This window comes from Prevotella illustrans (assembly GCF_017426725.1).
Classification (GTDB): Bacteria; Bacteroidota; Bacteroidia; order Bacteroidales; family Bacteroidaceae; genus Prevotella; species Prevotella illustrans.
Genome location: NZ_JAERMS010000049.1, coordinates 1 through 18,636 on the forward strand (window position 1 = coordinate 1; position 18,636 = coordinate 18,636).

14 protein-coding genes and 1 pseudogene are annotated in these 18,636 nt (G+C 46.0%); 1 reads left to right on the plus strand and 14 read right to left on the minus strand.

Annotated features, from left to right (window positions below; genetic code table 11):
- Positions 1-323: 323 nt before the first annotated feature.
- From JHU38_RS11115 to JHU38_RS11170, 12 genes are all read right to left on the minus strand, one after another.
- Positions 324-1,580, minus strand: coding sequence for a DUF4843 domain-containing protein (locus JHU38_RS11115; protein ID WP_107582310.1), 1,257 nt, complete (start codon positions 1,578-1,580; stop codon positions 324-326).
- An 11-nt stretch (positions 1,581-1,591) separates the two neighbouring features.
- The gene (locus tag JHU38_RS11120; protein ID WP_107581252.1) at positions 1,592-1,792 is read right to left on the minus strand and encodes a hypothetical protein; all 201 of its coding nucleotides are present in this window, start codon (positions 1,790-1,792) and stop codon (positions 1,592-1,594) included.
- Positions 1,793-1,807: 15 nt separating this feature from the next.
- On the minus strand, positions 1,808-3,232 hold the full coding sequence (locus tag JHU38_RS11125; RefSeq protein WP_232369949.1) for a RagB/SusD family nutrient uptake outer membrane protein: 1,425 nt from the start codon (positions 3,230-3,232) through the stop codon (positions 1,808-1,810).
- A gap of 11 nt (positions 3,233-3,243) precedes the next feature.
- Entirely contained in the window at positions 3,244-6,561 is a 3,318-nt protein-coding gene (locus tag JHU38_RS11130) for a SusC/RagA family TonB-linked outer membrane protein (protein WP_232369950.1), read from the minus strand.
- Between the two features lie 66 nt (positions 6,562-6,627).
- Positions 6,628-8,865, minus strand: coding sequence for a prolyl oligopeptidase family serine peptidase (locus tag JHU38_RS11135; protein ID WP_449579346.1), 2,238 nt, complete (start codon positions 8,863-8,865; stop codon positions 6,628-6,630).
- Between the two features lie 6 nt (positions 8,866-8,871).
- Positions 8,872-10,419, minus strand: coding sequence for a S8 family serine peptidase (locus JHU38_RS11140; RefSeq protein ID WP_232369951.1), 1,548 nt, complete (start codon positions 10,417-10,419; stop codon positions 8,872-8,874).
- 840 nt (positions 10,420-11,259) lie between these two features.
- On the minus strand, positions 11,260-11,670 hold the full coding sequence (folK, locus tag JHU38_RS11145) for a 2-amino-4-hydroxy-6-hydroxymethyldihydropteridine diphosphokinase (RefSeq protein WP_107581254.1): 411 nt from the start codon (positions 11,668-11,670) through the stop codon (positions 11,260-11,262).
- 4 nt (positions 11,671-11,674) lie between these two features.
- Positions 11,675-12,859 (minus strand): tRNA preQ1(34) S-adenosylmethionine ribosyltransferase-isomerase QueA, encoded by a 1,185-nt coding sequence (gene queA / locus JHU38_RS11150; RefSeq protein ID WP_107581255.1) that lies wholly within the window; start codon positions 12,857-12,859, stop codon positions 11,675-11,677.
- A gap of 1 nt (position 12,860) precedes the next feature.
- A complete protein-coding gene (truB, locus tag JHU38_RS11155) occupies positions 12,861-13,571 on the minus strand; it encodes a tRNA pseudouridine(55) synthase TruB (protein WP_107581256.1) in 711 nt (236 codons plus the stop codon).
- A complete protein-coding gene (locus JHU38_RS11160; protein WP_107581257.1) occupies positions 13,572-14,492 on the minus strand; it encodes an undecaprenyl-diphosphate phosphatase in 921 nt (306 codons plus the stop codon).
- Positions 14,492-14,728 (minus strand): DUF3098 domain-containing protein, encoded by a 237-nt coding sequence (locus tag JHU38_RS11165; RefSeq protein ID WP_107581258.1) that lies wholly within the window; start codon positions 14,726-14,728, stop codon positions 14,492-14,494. Before JHU38_RS11165 ends, JHU38_RS11160 begins: the two co-directional genes overlap by 1 nt.
- Before the next feature lie 60 nt (positions 14,729-14,788).
- Positions 14,789-15,667, minus strand: coding sequence for a cell division protein FtsX (locus JHU38_RS11170; RefSeq protein ID WP_107581259.1), 879 nt, complete (start codon positions 15,665-15,667; stop codon positions 14,789-14,791).
- A gap of 204 nt (positions 15,668-15,871) precedes the next feature.
- Between JHU38_RS11170 and JHU38_RS11175 the strand changes: the two are divergent.
- Positions 15,872-16,659 (plus strand): annotated as a pseudogene (locus JHU38_RS11175) (radical SAM protein).
- A gap of 39 nt (positions 16,660-16,698) precedes the next feature.
- Here JHU38_RS11175 and JHU38_RS11180 read toward each other — a convergent pair.
- Positions 16,699-17,667 carry a FecR family protein gene (locus JHU38_RS11180; protein ID WP_107582314.1) on the minus strand — a complete coding sequence of 323 codons (969 nt, stop codon included), beginning with the start codon at positions 17,665-17,667 and terminating at the stop codon, positions 16,699-16,701.
- Positions 17,668-17,768: 101 nt separating this feature from the next.
- Positions 17,769-18,293: an RNA polymerase sigma-70 factor gene (locus JHU38_RS11185; RefSeq protein ID WP_317196020.1), complete on the minus strand. Its 525-nt coding sequence runs from the start codon at positions 18,291-18,293 to the stop codon at positions 17,769-17,771.
- Positions 18,294-18,636 lie beyond the last annotated feature (343 nt).

An 18,636-nucleotide genomic window follows, 5' to 3' on the forward strand; every position in this document is an offset into this window, starting at 1 on the left:
CCTTAGTGAAAACAACTTCCTTCACTTTTTTGAAAAATATTTAGGACACTATTGAGCTAAACCATCAACATAAGTTCTAAAGGCATGCAACAACTATTGTAAGATACGAACAACTATTGCAAAATACACATCAAAGATACGTTTCTTATCATTTTACCAGGGCTTGGTAACCTTATTACCAGGCCGTGGTAATTCAATTACCAGCCTTTGGTAACAACATTACCACAGCTTAGTAATCATCTGATTGCGGCTATACCCAAAAATCATGGCGCAACCTCGACAAGGAGATTGCGCCATCAGTATGAATGAAAGTAAGCAAACTGCTACTTTTTCTTCTTCAAGGTGAAACGTATAAAAGTACCCAAATCCGGCATAGTTGGCTTCGTCGATCCAACCATTCCATATCCATAGAAATCGGTCAAGAAATCGGTGGGATCATAATCGACGATAAAGACATCAAGCAGCGTCTCGCCCGTTACCTCATCAACAATATTGCGCAGTCCGAGATAGGCTTCACGGTCTGTACTTTGCTTAGTTTCACTGAAGAACCGGTTCACGTCGCTAAGTTTCATCAACTGCACCCTGGCTGTACCTCCCTTCAGTCCCCTTATCTTCAATTCACCATCAAATACACCTGTAGTCGTTGGCTGGAAATAATACTTACAATTAGACTCCAAAGAGGTAGTCAGTTCATACTTATCTTCGCCAATCAACTTGAAAGTATAGGTATCATTGGCATTATACTCTGGCAATTTGGCCATCTGGCTCTCTGGAAGCCATCCTTCATACATTTGCTCGAAATACTTCTTATCACAAATGAATTCATTCATCTGCCACTCACCTGCCAAGTCGTAGGCATAGCCAGTGATGATTTTTACTTTCATGCTGGCGTATCGGCCAGCATAGAAACCATCCGCTTCTGTCAGATTGGTTTTCAGGACAATCTGATTTTTAATCTTGTCTCGCTTCAACGTTTTTAATGTGAAAGTAGCTTCGGACTTTCCACGCTTTATCACCGCCGTTTTGTTGACGAACTCAAATTCCTGACCTTCCTTTGCCGTTGAGGAAGATTCCACTTCAAGTCCAACAGTCATATCGTCTTCCACCAGAAAGCTCGAACCGTCAGAGGTTTTATACAAGGCAACCGTAATCGTAATGTCCTGCCCCATCTGTTCTGACTCTTTCACAAAAGAATACATTATATCAGAACGCGATACCATTTCCAAAATTGTGGCTATCGACGGATCGTTAGCCAATCTAATGACAACACTTTTCTGTTCTGTAAACTTCTTCAGCGGCGTGACGGTGACAGAAAGCATTTCCTGACTACCTCCAACAACCAACTTTTCTGTTGATACCTTATAGTCTTTCTCCTTTTCCGCAGTACCCTCAAAAATCAAAGGGAGTTCTTCCGCGCTGGCAGGACTGTTCTTGACAAGCAGCTTTACCTCCACAGGCTTAGTTCCCAGGTTATAAATCTTATGTTCGAACCGCATATTTACTTCCGAGAACTTCTCATCCGAGCATGCTGTAAATACGCAAGCGGTCAGCGTCAACAGGCAAAATAATAGTTTTTTCATGTGATTCATATTTATTTGTTGACACTCTCATTATATTCCTTTTCTATATCCTGTAATTTCTGACGGTCCTGATCGGTCAGTCGCGTCGGCTCCGGCATTTTATATTTCAGAGCTTCAGAGGACTTTGCAGGAGCTAACTCGTCAGTTTTCTGACACGAGGTCAAACCTGCCATAGCCAAAATAATCAGGCATATAATTGATATCTTCTTCATTGTCGTATTCTTTTGTTAATATAAAATCTCCACATAACCAGGATTCTGCTTAATCGCAGGATTAATCTGAATGTCACTCGGCGGTAGTGGGAAGGTATACATAAACTTTTCTGTCGTATATTTCAAGCCATTATAGATGACGCTAAACTCTGGTCGGCCATTACGTTTCAGTTCAAAGAATCGATCACCTTCCAAATAAAGTTCTTTGCGACGTTCATTAAGAATGGCATACATCAGCGGCGTCAGTTTAGCACCCGTACAGTCCACCTTTATATTTTCCGTTTCGTCTACAACAGGCAGCGTCTCCATGGTATATGGTGTATAGTCGCTGATTCGATGCGCACGGAAGTTGTTGAGCATGGTGAGAGCCTCACCGGTATCACCCAGATGATAAGCACACTCCATGGAAATCAAGTACATCTCTGCCGTACGAATACCGGAAAAATGAATCTTCTTATTTCTACGCTTCTTATCAAAATAAAGCGTGTAACGAATATCCTCATCCTTCTCCGCAAATAATTTTACATAATGATAGCTCAGCGGACGAGCTACCAAACTCTCATTCAAGTAAGATGGCGCATGTGTGTTACGCGGCGTAACATCGCAACGCAACAACATGTTGCCGGCCAACTTATCAGTAGCCTTTTCCATATTGCCGTACTCCTCGCCACTCAACAACGGATGAGACTTGACCACCTCGTCGGCATACAGCTTGGCCTCCTTAAATTGACCTACCCAAAAATAAAGACGAGCCAATAAGGCTTTTCTCACGTCCATACTGAACAAATTAACTTTTTCGTCAATCGTATAATTAAGAGACTCCAACAAATCGCTTTCGGCCTGCTTGAAAGTATCCTCATAAGAACTTCTATTCGGTTTCCCCTCCATATCGAAGTCGGTGACGATGGGCACGCCGAGTTGACTGCCTACTCCGGCCGGTTCACAATACATTCGCAGCAACTGATAGTAGGCCAGACCACGGAGCACATAACAGGTGCCCACCATCTGCCGGCCCTCATCCGTATCACGTCCATCCTTATAGTTATCCAGAATGATATTACACCGACTGATGACCCGATAGTATTCTCTGTAATAAGTAGACGCGCTGATGGTTCCCAAGAATGTTCCTATGTAATATCTCAAGTTGCGCCCAAAAGGAAGCTCTGTCAAACTGACCTCCATGTTATCACAATATTGTTCAATATTTCCTACAGGGTCATTCCCCAGAAAAAGCATATCCGAACGAACGGCACCTTCATTAGCCGACTCTATACCCAACAGCATATCACTGACCAGGGCATTATAATCCTCCGTTGTCTCAGGAATAGTTTTGCCATAAGGCTTTATATCCAGGAATTCACCACACGATGACAGTACAAGTGTCACAACGAATAGAGTGGCATACAAATATTTATTATTTCTGAAAAATTTCATCATCATTTCTTTTATCATTAAAGACCTAAATTGACAGTGAAAGAGAACGATCGACTGATGGGATAGACTGCTCCCGGTGTCTCGGGATTCAAGCCTGAATAGTTGGTTATCATCAAGAGATTAGACCCTGTCACAGACGCACCGAAACTTGAAAGACCTAGTTTACGCGCCAACTTATCAGGCACCATATAGCTTAAAGATACGGAACCAATCTTAAAGTAAGAGCTATTTTCATAATAAATGGCATCCGTGATCTCACTTGCGGTTGTCTGGTCAAGGTCGAAGTCGAGACGCTGACCGAATCTGTCGACAAGACGTGGGTAGCCGTCGGTCACAGGATTAGCTTCTGTCCAGCGATAGGCTGCGGCGCGAGGTTTGTTCAAATAAGCTGTATATAAATCACTCCGGTCTGTTTGGGGATTGTTAACCTTGCTACCCTCTATGCGAGAAGCAGCTACAGGAGCATCAATCTTCGTACTGGTTTTAGCACCTATTGAGAAAGAAGAATTTATACTCAAAGAAAAGTTCTTGTAGGACGCATGGGTAGAGAAGCCTCCTGTCCATGGCGCGTTTGCTGTTCCACGATAAAACAGATAATTAATCTGGTTACGCCAATCTTGTGATGTCGATAGCGTTGCATCCGGCCTTAGCTTGAACGTATAATAGCCGGTGAACGGATCAATTCCCGTGCTAATGCCGGTAAAGACAGACGCCTGCGGATAATTAAGCACTACAGAACTAAACGCATTATGGGGCACATCATACTTGGAAATATAATTCTGGTTATAAGAAATATTACCCGAAACGCCCCACGTAAAATTCTTCTTTCGAATGGGTGTTGCGTTAAGGGTAACTTCAAAACCCTGGTTTATCTGTTCGGTTGTGTTATAACTTTGAGAGGTGAAACCTGTTGTAGAAACAACCGTAATGGGTGTTACCAAATCATACCCTCGACGACGATAGGCAGATACATACATACTAATACGGTCATTGAGAAATCCCATGTCTAGCGACACGTTGTAATCACGGGTATGTTCCCAACGCAGATGAGGATTAGGTGCGCTCTGGATATTTCCCAAACGATAATCCTTGTCACCCACCGTGCGATACCCGGCACGATAACTCATGATAATCTGTGGATAAACACTCTTGTTAACACCCCCCGTCAGACCTGTCGACACACGAATCGTTGCGCGGTTCATAACGGGCTTGACAGCCTCGAAGAACTTTTCTTCGTCAATATTCCAGGCAAGACCTGTTGACCAAGTAAGATTGAACTGCTCCTTACTACCAAAGTTGTTGGAGCCATCCGAACGGACCGTCGCATTCCAGACATACTTATTATCGTACACATAGTCCAACGCTCCATAGAAAGACGCAAAACTATTCTTTACCATCGAGTAAGTATTCAGGCCATTAACTATATCACGATATTTTTTGGCTTCAGCAGCTGTAAGATTACCATTCTCCGCCGCACCAATATAAAGCGGAGTGACATGGCTACCCGTTAATGGATCGTAGCCATACATCTTGCTGCCTACCGCAGAGGCTTTGTTATACCGGACTTCCGTACCGGCGATGGCACTGAGACGATGTTTTGTAGCAAGTGTAATTCCATAATTAGCTTGCAAACGAGCCAACCAACTGACATTATGGCTCGCACTTTGCGTAAAAGAGCCATAAGTTCGATAAGAATTATTATCAACACCTTCAAAAGGCCTGTCTGTCCACGCATTATACGTACCTGCACCAATCTCACTTTCGGAATTATCATTACTGAACGTAGCCGAAGCTAAACCATAAAGACGGAAACCCGTAAATGGACGCCAAGTAAGATCCCCACGAAGTGTAGTGGTAGAACTGGTCGACTTCAGCGTAGTCTCATTTATCTCACGCATGATATTAATTCCATTCTTCGGAAAACGGGTATAATGATCCCCATTTGTAGCTCCAACGGAGAAGTAGGTTTCATCAGCCCTGTATGATCCGTCCGCATTATAAAGCGACTCGTATGGATTGGCAAAATAAGCGTACTTATAGATATTGAAAGCTTCGCTGGGCGACAGACTCTTCAGATAAGAGAAATCGATTGACAAGCCGTAAGAAAGCTTCTCCAATGGTGTGCCGTTGAACTTGGCGCTCATATTATAGCTATCGGCGTTGGTGCGCTTCACAATACCATTGTTGGTGGTTACACCACCACTGATATAATAAGTCTGTTTATCGGTACCACCGCTGAGCGATATATTATGTGAAGTGGAAACAGTTGTGCGGAAGAGTTCTTTAAACCAGTCGGTAGTAGACTGCCCCAGTTCGTTGATATAGGCGTCTTGCTGTTCCTTACTCCACCCTTTGAAACGTCCATAACCCGAACGAATCTGACCTACGATACCGATAACAGGATAATAGGTTCCGGCAGCATAGCCTTTGGCAGAGAACTCGTCCCAGATACTTTGCTCGTAATCAAGCTTTTCACGGGAGTTCATCAGGTTGTCATCGCGAATCGGAGCACTCTGAAGGCTAAGACTACCGCTATAGCTTATACTCAACTTACCTTGCTTACCACGCTTTGTGGTGATGACAATGACGCCAGCTTGGGCCTGCGAACCATAGATGGCCGACGCAGACGCGTCTTTCAGCACGGTGATACTCTCTATATCCTGCGGATTGATACCGGCCACGCCATTGGCATAAAGCGTACTGAAGTCGCCACTGCGAATATAACTTGAACCGGCAGAAGGGATATCCTTCTGAATTGGCACACCATCGACAACCCACAAGGGCTCACTACTACCGGTGATACTCGAGACACCACGCACACGAATCTTAGCCGACTGCCCGGGTTTGCCCGATACAGCCTGCACACTGACACCGGTCAGTTTTCCCTGAAGAAGCATATCGACATTCTTCAACGGCGAATCGTTGAGATCTTTGCCGGTTATCATACTCACTGATCCGGTAGATTTGCGAACGTCGGTTTGCGTGTATCCCGTTACGACGACCTGCTCAAGCGTATGGTCATCATTCTGCAATACGAATTTGCCCGATATCGGTTTCGACACCTTGACGATACGCGGCTTCATACCCAGGTAGCTCACTGTGATATTGGCGTTGCGCGGAACCCACAGCGAAGCCTTTCCATCTACATTCGACACAACGCCAACAGGCTTTCCCGAAACCTTGATAGAAGCGCCGGGCAGCGGCTCTCCACTCTCGTCTACAACCGTTATATCGACAAGCACGTCAGCATCACTATGCTTATTCTGTGCTTGCAACAAAAAGGTAGACAACATACAGAGAGACATCATGATAATTAATTTAATCTTCGTCATCATCTTCTCTTTTCTTTTTTGATTTTATTATTCTTACAGAAGTTGGTAATTGGTTAAAAATACAGGTTATTATTCATGTTTCAGAATGTTTACATCCCGACTATTTGGCTTGATCAGATTCTCCATGAAATAATAACGAATAAGATTTTGATAGTAAGGACTCCATACACCATGATCCTTACCGGGCAGCACCATGAACTCAAAACGCTTACCTTTCTTAATCAACGCGTCGGCCATACGAAGCGTGGAGGTCGGTGGTACATTGTCATCTACATCACCGGTAACAAGCATGAGCTTGCCTCTCAGATTGTCGGCAAGCTCCATATTGGTAGGAATACTGCCACGCTTGCCAAGTCCGTGGTAGGTTTCGCCCCACCATTGGATATACTGATTGTTGTCGTGATTGCCCGAAGCGCTGAAGCCTACTTTATAGAAATCGGGATAAGTGAGCATGGCCGTAACGGCCATAAAGCCACCCCCGCTGTGTCCACAGATTCCGACACGGCTTAAATCGATAAACGGATATCGACTTGCAAGCGTTTCGATAGTATGCTTATCATCAGCGACAGGATAGTCGCGTAGATTGCCATAACCGAAGCAATAGAAATCACGGCCACGCAATGGTGATGATCCACGTGGTTGAACATTGATCACCACGAATCCCATCTCTGCCAAACTCTGGTTTCCTACGTCATCAAGCGTAAAACTACGGGGTATCTGATCATCTTGCGGACCTGGATAGACAAAGGAGATAATCGGATATTTCTTGGTTTTATCAAGATTCGTCGGCAGATACATCACGCCGTAAAGCCGTGTCTTCTCATCCGCGGCCGGCACGTCGACCAACACCGGCGCTTTCCAACCGGCAGCCTTCAGGTCTTTGTCTGTACGACGGGCAAACTCAAAATGCTTGGCAGGATTGTCAATGCTGACTACATTATAGACAGTCGGCATATCCATACGGGAGTAACTGTCGATCGCGAACTTATGGTCACGAGAAAACTGCAGCTCATGCGTACCGTTGCCATAGGTCAGCACCTGCTGGCGTTTGCCGTTGAAGTCAGCCACATAATAATAAGCATATTCGGGATCGTAGGCCTGCTTATCACCATAACCGATGAAGATAAGGCGGCGCCTTTTAACGTCAATATATTCGATACGACCGGCAACAAGATTATCACCACGGGTGATACGGTTCTTTAATCTGCCGTTATTATCATAAAGATAATAGTTGCCCCGGCCCGTACGCTCACTCCACCAAATGATTTCCTTGCCATGATTGATGAGGCGGTAACCGAATAAATTGATATTCAGATGGGGCTTGCATACTTCCTGAATGACCACCGAAACCTGACCGGTAGGCAGATAAAGCTTACAAAGCTCTAATGTGTCGACACTCCGATTACGACGAGTGAAGTACATATAATCACCGGTATCTTCAAAATTAAGCTTTACTTCCTGATCCTTAAACTTATCAATAGGCAGAACCTTGCCCTCACCCGTATCGGCATTGTACCAATAAAGCTTGTATTGACGCACATTCTTTTCATTCGGCAATGGCATGTGCTTGGTTTTCAATTTAGGGCGGTCGCCATGCAGCACGTCTACAATATACAGATTGCCGACCTTGGAATCATCATTCATCAGATGAATATATACATGCCCACGCCAATTGCCCGAAGCATTTCCCTCACGAATTGTATCCTTAGCGGACGAAAAGCAATAGGAAGCCCCCTCCTTACCATCAAACGTCAACTGGCGAATCTCACCCGTTTTATTGTTTCTGACGTGCAGGTTATACTTATCACCAAGCATGGTATAAAGCGAATCCTTCGTACAGACACTACTACCCGAGGAGAAATCTTTTACCGATTTCCCGGCTGTCACGTCTTTGCTATTATCTAATTCCAATTGTTGCGTAGCACGATCAAACACCATCCGCTTCTTGGCACGGGTCCAATAGAAGCGGCGGCTGTCATTATTTTTGAGCGTAAGGCCATACAGACGAAGCTTATCCGCTTTCATCGTAGAGTCGTTTGTCAACTTCTGATATTGCTCTACAAACCGCTGCTGATCCTTGATGAGCGGTTCCTGACGACCCGAACGAGCGTCTACAAGATGAAAACGGCCATACTGTTCATACATAAGAAAGGTGGAACCTTTCAACCATGAAGCCGAGACACTACTCTTATCATAAACTTTCCGCATCGCGTCTTCCTCCTGTCCGGCAACACGCTGCCAATCGACCGTCTGTGCCGAGAGTAATAAAGGAAATAGAACAAGTAGCGTTAGAAATATCTTTTTCATCATAATTTATCGCGTCAAACGTTTTGCGGCAGCCTCCGCGTCAACCAATTTCAATCCATTCATCTCCCTTGCCGTTTCGATTAGAACACGCTTCAGTCGGGCAGCCTTTACTTTAGGGAAGTAACTTCGTAACATGGCGGCTATACCACTGACCACCGGCGCGGCCACGCTCGTTCCGTTCGCAAAATCCTTTTTGTCGCCGGGATATACACCCGAGATATATTCTCCCGGCGCATACAGATCCACCTTGTTGACACCATAATTAGATATAGAAGAGCGACTGCCGTCCATGGCTGTGCCCCCTACACGGATATAATTATCAAAGACCTTGCCGGCAGCGTCGACGGCAGATGGGAAATAGTCTATCGTATCAATATTCAAATGGTCATTACCGGCCGCAGCCACGATCAGTACGTCATGTTTGGCCGCATAGGCAATAGCCTCATTCACCATTTTCGGATTGGGCGACGTGTATTTACCAAGGCTCACATTGATTACTTTCGCGCCATTGTCTACAGCATATCTGATTCCGGAAGCCACATCCTTATCATACTCATCGCCATCGGGGCTTACCCTTACAGGCATTACGCGGGCGCTTGTCCATACTCCCGAGTAACGCAGATCGTCGGCAACCACACCCGCAACCACACCGGCTACAAAGTTGCCATGATCCATTCCATCCACATTCAGCGTATTATTTCCATAGAAGCGATCATCGGCATCATCCATATCGTCGCCCAGCAAGAGCCGTTTGTCCTTGTCATGTTCAATGCCATAGATACGTTTTTCCATGAGAGCGCAGTCCGAACGCTGTTTTTTCACATAGTCATTCCACTTCGTATCTAACGGAACGCGATACAAATCGGTCATGATATACTGCAAGAAAGTATTCTTGGCCAGCGTGTCGGCCACTTCCTCATCCAACATTCCCCTCAGAGTGAGGGTGTCTACATTTACCTTGGTCTGATTCAGCAGGTCTGCCATCCGCGCCATGAGTTTTTGCTTTTCGATCGAATGCTCATAAAACATAAGATAAGAATTTATCTTTGCCTTCCTCCGCATCTTCAGATAATAGGCGTATTCATCCTTATCATCGGCAGCGACCTCAGCTTCCGACTTCACGTTTTTATATTTAGGAAACAAACGTTTGAACTGCCGATACTCTTCCGTCCCGGCGCTCGTCATATTAAACTTGCCGTCTTTGGTTCCTAAGAAATTCCAACCATGCACGTCGTCTGCATAGCCATTGCGGTCATTATCTTTTCCGTCAGGAATCTCTTTGGGATTCGTCCAAAGTACGGGCTTGAGCGACTTACAATCAATATCGGCTCCCGAATCAACAATACCCACAACGATCTTCTTCTTCACCTTAGCCTTGTGATTCCGCAAATATTGCTGAGCCGCCACGATATTGGCACCTTTCAAACTGTCATTCCATTGCTTATACCAACCCGCATAAACATCATACGTAGCTTTTTGCGCGGACAACGTAGAAACAGAAATCAACATCAGTCCACTGATGACGCATTTCTTAATAATCAATTCTCTCATCATTTTTTGCATACAAAAACTTATATCGCAATACGAATTAAAAAAATCTCTTCCTTCAAACCGAACTTACACTATCATCAGATTATCATTTGAAACATGACTATGATGAAATAATCGCAAAAATAATATTATTATCTTTAATATACAACAATATTTGTTTCGATTTTAAAGCTATTTGTTCATTTCTGCCTTTCCCAACATTGGGAAAGACACTTTTTAGGCTCACTCGATAATTTGTGGGGACAAGTCTGCAAGCGATGAAGCCATATAAATCTGTCAATCGTTTATGGGAGCGGGAGAGACGCACCGGTGATGAAGTCTCCGGCTTCATCACTTGTAAGCCCATTGATTCAGCGTATCCGTGATTTTGTCAGAAAAAGATACCTGATTTTAACACTTCCGCAACATGTCATCTAAGTGCCGGCATGGCGAAAAAGTCCTTCACTTTGCCGATTTTGAAACCCTTTTATGATAAAAGCTATCCTTTTATCGGCTCAAAGCACAGCGATTACGCTGTCAAAGCATAGCTTTTAGCCGATGAAAGGGTCGCGATTACAGCCTAAAAGCATAGCTATTAAGGGCGAAAAAGCGAAGAAAAAACACCCTAAAACACACAATATACTGATACCCAACGATTTATAAAGTTGCTCTACAATCGCTTATTTTCGTCCTTCTCTTTTCTTTTTCAGAATAATGTCACTTTTTTGATGGTATATGTAAAGATAATTCAGGGTACACAGTAGATATCATCGATACTTGTAAACCTGTCCCCACTAATTTTCTACTGACCCTATTTTTACCAACTTCTTCCTTTCCCAACATTGGGAAAGCCGGAAATGGATACTAACGAGCTAAAATTTCACGGAGAGGCACCATGACAAAGTCGCGCGTCTCCATTTGAGGATGTGGGATAATCAAATCGGAATCATTGATATGGATATCGTCAAAAAGGAGGATGTCTATATCAATGATTCTGTCTTTATAAACGCCGGCATGGCTCTTCTCCGTTCTCCCCATCGCAAGCTCTACGTTCTTCGTGGCTTCCAAAAGCTGACGGGGAGAGAGCGGCGTACTTACCCGCACGCATATATTAATAAACTTATTGGGCGAGTCAAATCCCCATGGTTCTGACTCGTAAAAAGAAGAAGCTGCCGTGACTTCGCCCACATACTCATTGAGCAAAGTCACGGCTTCGTGCATATTGCGCCTCCGATTTCCTAAGTTGGAGCCTAAGCCCAGATAAGCCGTATGCACAGTACTAATCGTCTAATATCAATAATGCATCGCCAAAGCAACCAAACATATAGCCATGTTCTACTGCAAGATTATAGGCCTTCATTACGATTTCATAGCCTCCGAAAGCTGCTGTTTCCATCAGAAGCGTAGACAATGGATGATAGAAATTGGCTACCATGCAATTGGATAATCCGAAATCGTAAGGCGGAAAAATAAATTTATTGGTCCATCCGTCATATTCTTTCAGCATGCCATCGGTACCGACGGCTGTTTCGGTAGCTTTCACGACGCTGGTTCCAACGGCACAAACACGATGACCGGCAGCCTTCGTTGCGTTTACGATGTCGCAGGCTTCCTTGTGGATAGCCATCTGCTCCGAATCCATTTTGTGCTTGGTCAAGTCCTCCACCTCTATCGCATTAAAGTTTCCCAGTCCGCAATGTAAGGTGATATAAGCCTTATTGACACCTACAATCTCCATGCGTTTCATCAATTCGCGCGTGAAATGCAGTCCCGTAGCCGGTGCGGTTACGGCCCCTTCGGCCTTAGCAAATATCGTCTGGAAATCATCCATGTCTGCTGCTTCGGCATGGGGAGTGTCCCGGCCGGGCTGAAGCGGGCGATTGTCGATGATGTAGCGTGGCAACGGCGACTCGCCAAGGGCAAAGAGTTCTCGTTTGAATTCATCATGCGGACAGTCATACAGGAAACGCAAGGTGCGGCCGCGACTGGTAGTGTTGTCGATCACTTCGGCTACCATCGTGCCCGACTCATCGAAAAACAGCTTATTACCGATACGGATTTTGCGGGCAGGCTCTACGAGAACGTCCCACAAGCGCATCTCTTCATTCAGTTCACGCAGCAGAAACACCTCGATTTTTGCGTCTGTCTTCTCCTTCGTACCATACAGACGAGCAGGGAAAACCTTGGTATCATTGAAAACGAAAGTGTCACCCTCTTCAAAATAATTGAGGATATCACGGAATTCGAGATACTGTCCCTCCATCGGATTGCCCTTTTTGTTCTTCCGATACATGTCAATCGTTTGCGACTTACGATGAATCACCATCATGCGTGCTTCGTCCCTACGACTGATGCGGAATGTTTCTTTCTGACCATTTTCGTTTTCAAATTCACGATAAATGCTATGAGGATACAGCGCAACCTGCTCTTTCGGCAGTTTAAAGTCAAATTGTGATAGCTTCATATTATATTGTTTTCTCCTTTGTTAAATGTTGTTCGTCCATCCACAACTCAAAGTTGTCGAATGGAACACATGTGTCTAATCCGTAATTGCCTACCCGTGTCCGGCAAAGTTCGGTCAAGTAGGCACCGCTCCGCAAAGCCCGCCCTAAGTCTCTGGCCAACGCCCGGATATAGGTGCCTTTGCCGCAGACCACCCGCAGGTGCAATCTCATCCGGTCTTCGTCAAAGTCCAAAAGTTCTATCTCGTCGATATGAACATGTTTCGGCTCCAATTTCACGTCCAGTCCGTCACGCCGCAGCTGGTAAGCCCTGTCGCCCTTCACCTTCACGGCACTGTAGGTAGGCGGCACCTGCTCTATGTCGCCGATGAACCGGGGCAACGTTTCCGCGATAACTTCCCGCGTAATGCCTTCCGTCGGAAAGGTTTCATTGACGGGATGCTCCATGTCGTAGCTTGCCGTGGTAGCCCCCAACTGCAGCGTAGCCACATATTCCTTGGCATGCGTCTGCAATTTTTCTATTTGTTTGGTCGCCTTGCCGGTACATAAAATCAGCACGCCTGTCGCCAAAGGGTCGAGCGTTCCGGCATGCCCTATTTTAACCTTATAGCCCAAGCGCCGTGAAAGAAGATAACGCACATGAGCCAAAGCGCCGAAACTCGACATGCGATAAGGCTTGTCGATGGCAAAAATTTCACCTGCTCTGAAATCCATTTAGTCAACCATTGCTAATGAATGACCTGTGGCTAACATTATCAGAATGATCAGTCCCACGATAATGCGATACCACCCAAATGCCTTGAAGCCGTATTTGGCCAGGAAACCGACGAACCATTTCATGGCGACGATAGCCACGATGAAAGCGATGACGGAGCCCAGCGCCAACTGTTCGATATTCCGCGTGGTCGCCCACGTAGCTTCTTCACCGAACATCTCGATCAAATCCAGCAAGGTTGCGCCGGCCATTGTAGGCACGGCCAAGAAAAAAGAGAACTCGGCAGCCTGCTTGCGGGTGAGTTTCTGCTGCATACCGCCAACAATGGTCGACATGCTCCGGCTCATACCGGGAATGACTGAGAGGCATTGGAAGCAGCCGATTTTGAACGCTCGCTTCCAGTCTACACCGTTTTCGTCCACTCCTTTATTGAAAATTCTGTCGCAGAATAGCATGAATACGCCACCCAATACCAGTGTTACGGCTACAACTTCAACACTATCGAGCAACCAATCGAGCAGTCCGCTCTTTTTGGCAGCCAGACCTACGACAACGGCCGGCAGTACTCCGACCGCCAGCAGCCAGTAGAATGACAGTCGATGTCGCAGCCAATAGAAGCCGCGCTTAGTCGATTGCCAGATATTCTCCATGAAAGAATGCTGTGTTTTCTGCCAAAGGTCCATCTCGGCAAACTCCGGTACGGGAGAATGGTCTATACTGAAGAAACGCTTTCTGTAGAGACAAACCACCGAAAGGATGGCGCCAAACTGGATGATAAACGTAAACGCGTGTACAAAAGGGTCGCCCTGCTGAACTCCCAGCAGGTTTTGAGTTATAATCATGTGCCCGGTTGAAGACACGGGCAGAAACTCCGTCAGTCCTTCAACAATCGCAATGATAATCGTCTGTATATAATCCATTATTCAGCCTTCGCGTCTTTGGGTTTGCGAATGATGGCATAAATCATGGAGACGAAGCCCAGAAACGCAACGGCAGGGGCCACTTTGATCCGCATAGCGCTGAAAATCGACGGATCGTAAGCCTGTTCGGTAGATTCGCCACCACTCATCAATATAAAGCCGATAATAACAACGGCCATTCCAACGGCCAACAATATAAAGTTGGTCTTGTCGAAAGCTAAGTTTCTCTTATCCATTATATTTTATTCCTTTGATTTCTATTAGTAGGACACACCCCGGCTATTCCGCTGCCGAAACTAAATTTTATAAAGCTCTCCGGCTTTCATTCTCAAAAACTTATTGACCGAAATATTAGAACAGATGGCCGTAATGACAATGCCGAACAAAAATACCGAGGCTGCCGTTATGACCATGACCTGCCATGTGATGACCGTCATAGCGTCAGGCTCATACTGTGCCAGGGCATATACACTCCCTGCCAGAACCAGCATCGCAATAAAAGCGGCAACCAACCCCACGACGATGGCCCGACAGACAAAGGGCCGACGGATGAAGCCCCAGGAAGCGCCAACCAACTTCATCGTGTGGATGGAGAAGCGTCCGGCATAAATTCCTAACCTAACTGTATTGTTGATCAATGAGAATGACACGAACGTGAGCAAACCGGCCAGTATCAACAACACAATGCTGATTTTCCGAAGGTTATCATTTACACTGTCCATCAAGTCCTGCTGATAGGTTATATCGCCTACCTTCGGATATTTCTTCAGTTCCTTTTCAATCCAACGAAGTGAGTCGCTATTGGCATAATCGGCTTTCAAGTTGACCTCTATTGAACCCAAGAAAGGATTTGTTCCAATAAATTCGGAGGGATCGGTACCCATAGCGGCCGTTTGTTCCTTCAGTGCCTGTTGCTTGCTGATATAATGCAAATTGCTGATATAGCGGCGTGTACGTAAATTCTTACACAGTTGCAGGGCTTCCGGATTAGTCATATCTTCCTCCAACATCATGGTTACGGTGAGATTCTCCTTGACATAGTTCGAAAGATTGTGCGCGGTAAGTACGGTAAACACGACTAATCCCAACAAAATCAGTACCATGGCAGTACTAATACATAGAGTCACGACCTGCAACCCTTGTCGATTGCCGGTTGTTTTACTTTTATTTCCCATTTGCAAAAGGCTATAATCATCCTAATTTGGTGCAAAAGTAAGCAAATTAGGCGGCACGGACAACTTGTTTAACGCATATTAACCAATTATTAAACAGCACGTTCGAAGGGCATGAGAAAAATGATTACCTTTGCACGACCCCACCAACTGCTAAGCCCAATAGGCACAAATAGACCAATCATTAACACCCCATCACCCAACAACATGAGCACCCTTCTATATCCTTCCCCCATCTTCGGTCCTGTCCATAGCCGCCGATTGGGCATTTCTCTCGGTATCAACCTCATGCCTTCCGACGGCAAGGTATGTACTTTCGACTGCATTTACTGCGAATGCGGCTTCAACAAAGACTATATTCCCCGCCAGAAGCGGCCCACTCGTGAGGCCGTAAGCAAGGCACTTGAAGCCAAGCTACGGCAGATGCGGCAAGACGGACTATTGCCCGACGTGCTGACTTTCGCAGGCAATGGTGAGCCCACGGCACACCCCGACTTCGACGGTATTATCGACGACACTGTCAATTTACGCGACCGCTACTGTCCCGACGCCAAGGTGAGCGTGCTCAGCAACGCCACTTTCATCTTCAACGACAGGGTTCGTGCCGCGCTCATGAAAGTGGATAACAATATTCAGAAACTTGATACGGTCGACATGGATTACATCCGCATGGTCGACCGTCCGGTAAAATCATCCTACCGGGTAGAACAAATTATAGCCGGCCTGAAAGCTTTCAACGGTCATGTCATCATCCAATCGATGTTCATGAAAGGCATTACGGAGATTGACGGACATCCCGTGAACGTCGACAACACCGGCGAAAGCTATGTCGCTCCTTGGCTTGAAGCCGTAAAAGCCAACCAAGCGAGGTGATGGTCTATACCATTGACCGCGAGACGCCCGACCGCCTGCTACAGAAGGTTTCGCGTGAAGAGCTGGACGCCATCTGTCGCCGTGCAAGGGCCGCGAACATAAGCTGTACGGCCTCCTATTGACCGTGCATATGCCTAAGATGTCGAGAAAAAAGGCTGTTTTTATTTTCGTGTAAGCCGGATTCGGTTACCCGTCTTGTGGTAACGGAATGGAATAGAATACATCAACGCGTTCAGCACAGAGTCAATAGAGTCTGTACGGCGAATATATCCCGAGTAGGTTTGACGGCGATCCATGTTGCCGGCCAGGCTGATTTCCACCTGATAGAATCGTTCCAACACGTGGGCAATATCGGCTATCGACATGTTTGCGAACGGAATCATACCGTCATGCCACACGGCTTCTAATGGCGCGTAGACATTCTTCACTTCCATGGTATGACTGTTCTTGTCGATCACGGCTTTCTGATTAGGCTGAATAATAACTTTTCCCTCGCCATGACTGCCGGTGATTTCGAGTTTTCCTTCCAACAGGCTTACTTCCTCATGGTTGTCCCCCACGTTCGTCTTAAAGTCGAATACGGTGCCCAGCACTTTTGTCCGAACTCCTTCGCTGCTGACAATAAAAGGCTTTTGCGGATTCTTTGTCACGCTGAACAGAGCTTCACCGGCAAGTTCCACATGACGTTCGTCACCATCAAACACTTCGGGATAGCGAAGAGTTGTCCCCTGGTTGAGCCACACTTTCGTGCTGTCGGGCAGTGTCAGTGCCATGACACCATTCGCCGCGGTCACGTCGATCATGTGTTGCCGCCCATACTGCAACCATAAAACCGCTGCGCCATCCACCAACATGATGAGCGCCACAGCGGCATATCGTATGAAATTCAAATAGCGCACCTTTACACGGCGTTCTTCCAACCTATTGATTTCGGCAAAGAGCGAGGCTTCGACCTTATCGGCATCGGCAGCCCAACGGTCGTAATCCCCTCGCCCCTCGTGATAGAGCAACTCGGCACCGAAAAGCAAACGCTCGTTTTCTTTCGATCGGCCAAGCCAGTCACCAAGCCGTAGCTCGTCTTTGGGGGCGCTTTTCCCTAAAATATAATCCTTTATAACCTTAAAATTCATGACTTTTAATATCTTTTTGTCTCCTGTCGTCAATCTTATACCTTCTTATATAGATAACAACCGGACTCATAAAACAACTTATTTGAAAACTAAAAAAAATGTTATTTGCGTCTCAAGAACGCCAACCTGTCACGCAGATAGAGTAACGCCTTGTAGATATGAACGTCGACCGTGCGTACCGAAACATCCATTATTTCAGAGATTTCCTTGTTTTTCATACCATGCAGGTAGCTCATCACAAAAGCCTGTCGACGCTTGTCGGGCAATTCGGCTATTGCCGCGTCAATCTGCCCGTGCAGTTCCTTGTTTTCCATATAACGCATCACATCGTTAAGTTCGGGTCGGTAAAAGTCCATCTTGCGTGCATCCAGCTGCTTGCGCGTCTCGGTATACCCTTTCACAACGGCCCGATGTTTCATCAGATTAAGCGCCTTGGTATAGACGGTCTTATAAAGGAAGGCTTTCATGTGCCCTGTATCGGTCATACTGTCGAGGCGTTTCCATAATTCGACAAAAGCCTCCTGCACTATGTCTTTCACTTCGTCATCGTCTACCAAATGTGCTGCATAATAAGCCATACCGGGATAGAATTCCCTGAAAATCAGCCTAAATTCATCTTCTGTCATTTCCATTGATCATGCACACGATTAGAGATTTTGATGAGTAAAGTTAGTCATTTCGGACGAGACCACCATCCAAGAACTCCTAATTTAATAAATTTTACACCAAGCGTCAAGTCTGTAACTATCCGACCTTACATCTACCGGGGCATGATTCCCCGTGTTTTGTAAAAAGCAGGGCGTGATTTATCACGTTCCGCATCCATAAATAAGCATGAATGATGATTACCCGTCAAATACACACACCGAGATTCTGACGAAGAAATCCCGGGCAGCGACAAGACCCGAATGCGACGGCGCGGCGTGATAAATCACGTCCCTGCGGCTCGCGCCATGTCCTGCCGTTTAA

Excerpts from the sequence above, each read along its gene's own strand:
- JHU38_RS11115 (WP_107582310.1), bottom strand. The coding sequence starts at position 1,580 with ATGAAAAAACTATTATTTTGCCTGTTGACGCTGACCGCTTGCGTATTT.
- JHU38_RS11120 (WP_107581252.1), bottom strand. The coding sequence starts at position 1,792 with ATGAAGAAGATATCAATTATATGCCTGATTATTTTGGCTATGGCAGGT.
- JHU38_RS11125 (WP_232369949.1), bottom strand. The coding sequence starts at position 3,232 with ATGATGATGAAATTTTTCAGAAATAATAAATATTTGTATGCCACTCTA.
- JHU38_RS11130 (WP_232369950.1), bottom strand. The coding sequence starts at position 6,561 with ATGATGACGAAGATTAAATTAATTATCATGATGTCTCTCTGTATGTTG.
- JHU38_RS11135 (WP_449579346.1), bottom strand. The coding sequence starts at position 8,865 with ATGAAAAAGATATTTCTAACGCTACTTGTTCTATTTCCTTTATTACTC.
- JHU38_RS11140 (WP_232369951.1), bottom strand. The coding sequence starts at position 10,419 with ATGATGAGAGAATTGATTATTAAGAAATGCGTCATCAGTGGACTGATG.
- queA (WP_107581255.1), bottom strand. The coding sequence starts at position 12,859 with ATGAAGCTATCACAATTTGACTTTAAACTGCCGAAAGAGCAGGTTGCG.
- truB (WP_107581256.1), bottom strand. The coding sequence starts at position 13,571 with ATGGATTTCAGAGCAGGTGAAATTTTTGCCATCGACAAGCCTTATCGC.
- JHU38_RS11160 (WP_107581257.1), bottom strand. The coding sequence starts at position 14,492 with ATGGATTATATACAGACGATTATCATTGCGATTGTTGAAGGACTGACG.
- JHU38_RS11165 (WP_107581258.1), bottom strand. The coding sequence starts at position 14,728 with ATGGATAAGAGAAACTTAGCTTTCGACAAGACCAACTTTATATTGTTG.
- JHU38_RS11170 (WP_107581259.1), bottom strand. The coding sequence starts at position 15,667 with ATGGGAAATAAAAGTAAAACAACCGGCAATCGACAAGGGTTGCAGGTC.
- JHU38_RS11180 (WP_107582314.1), bottom strand. The coding sequence starts at position 17,667 with ATGAATTTTAAGGTTATAAAGGATTATATTTTAGGGAAAAGCGCCCCC.
- JHU38_RS11185 (WP_317196020.1), bottom strand. The coding sequence starts at position 18,293 with ATGACAGAAGATGAATTTAGGCTGATTTTCAGGGAATTCTATCCCGGT.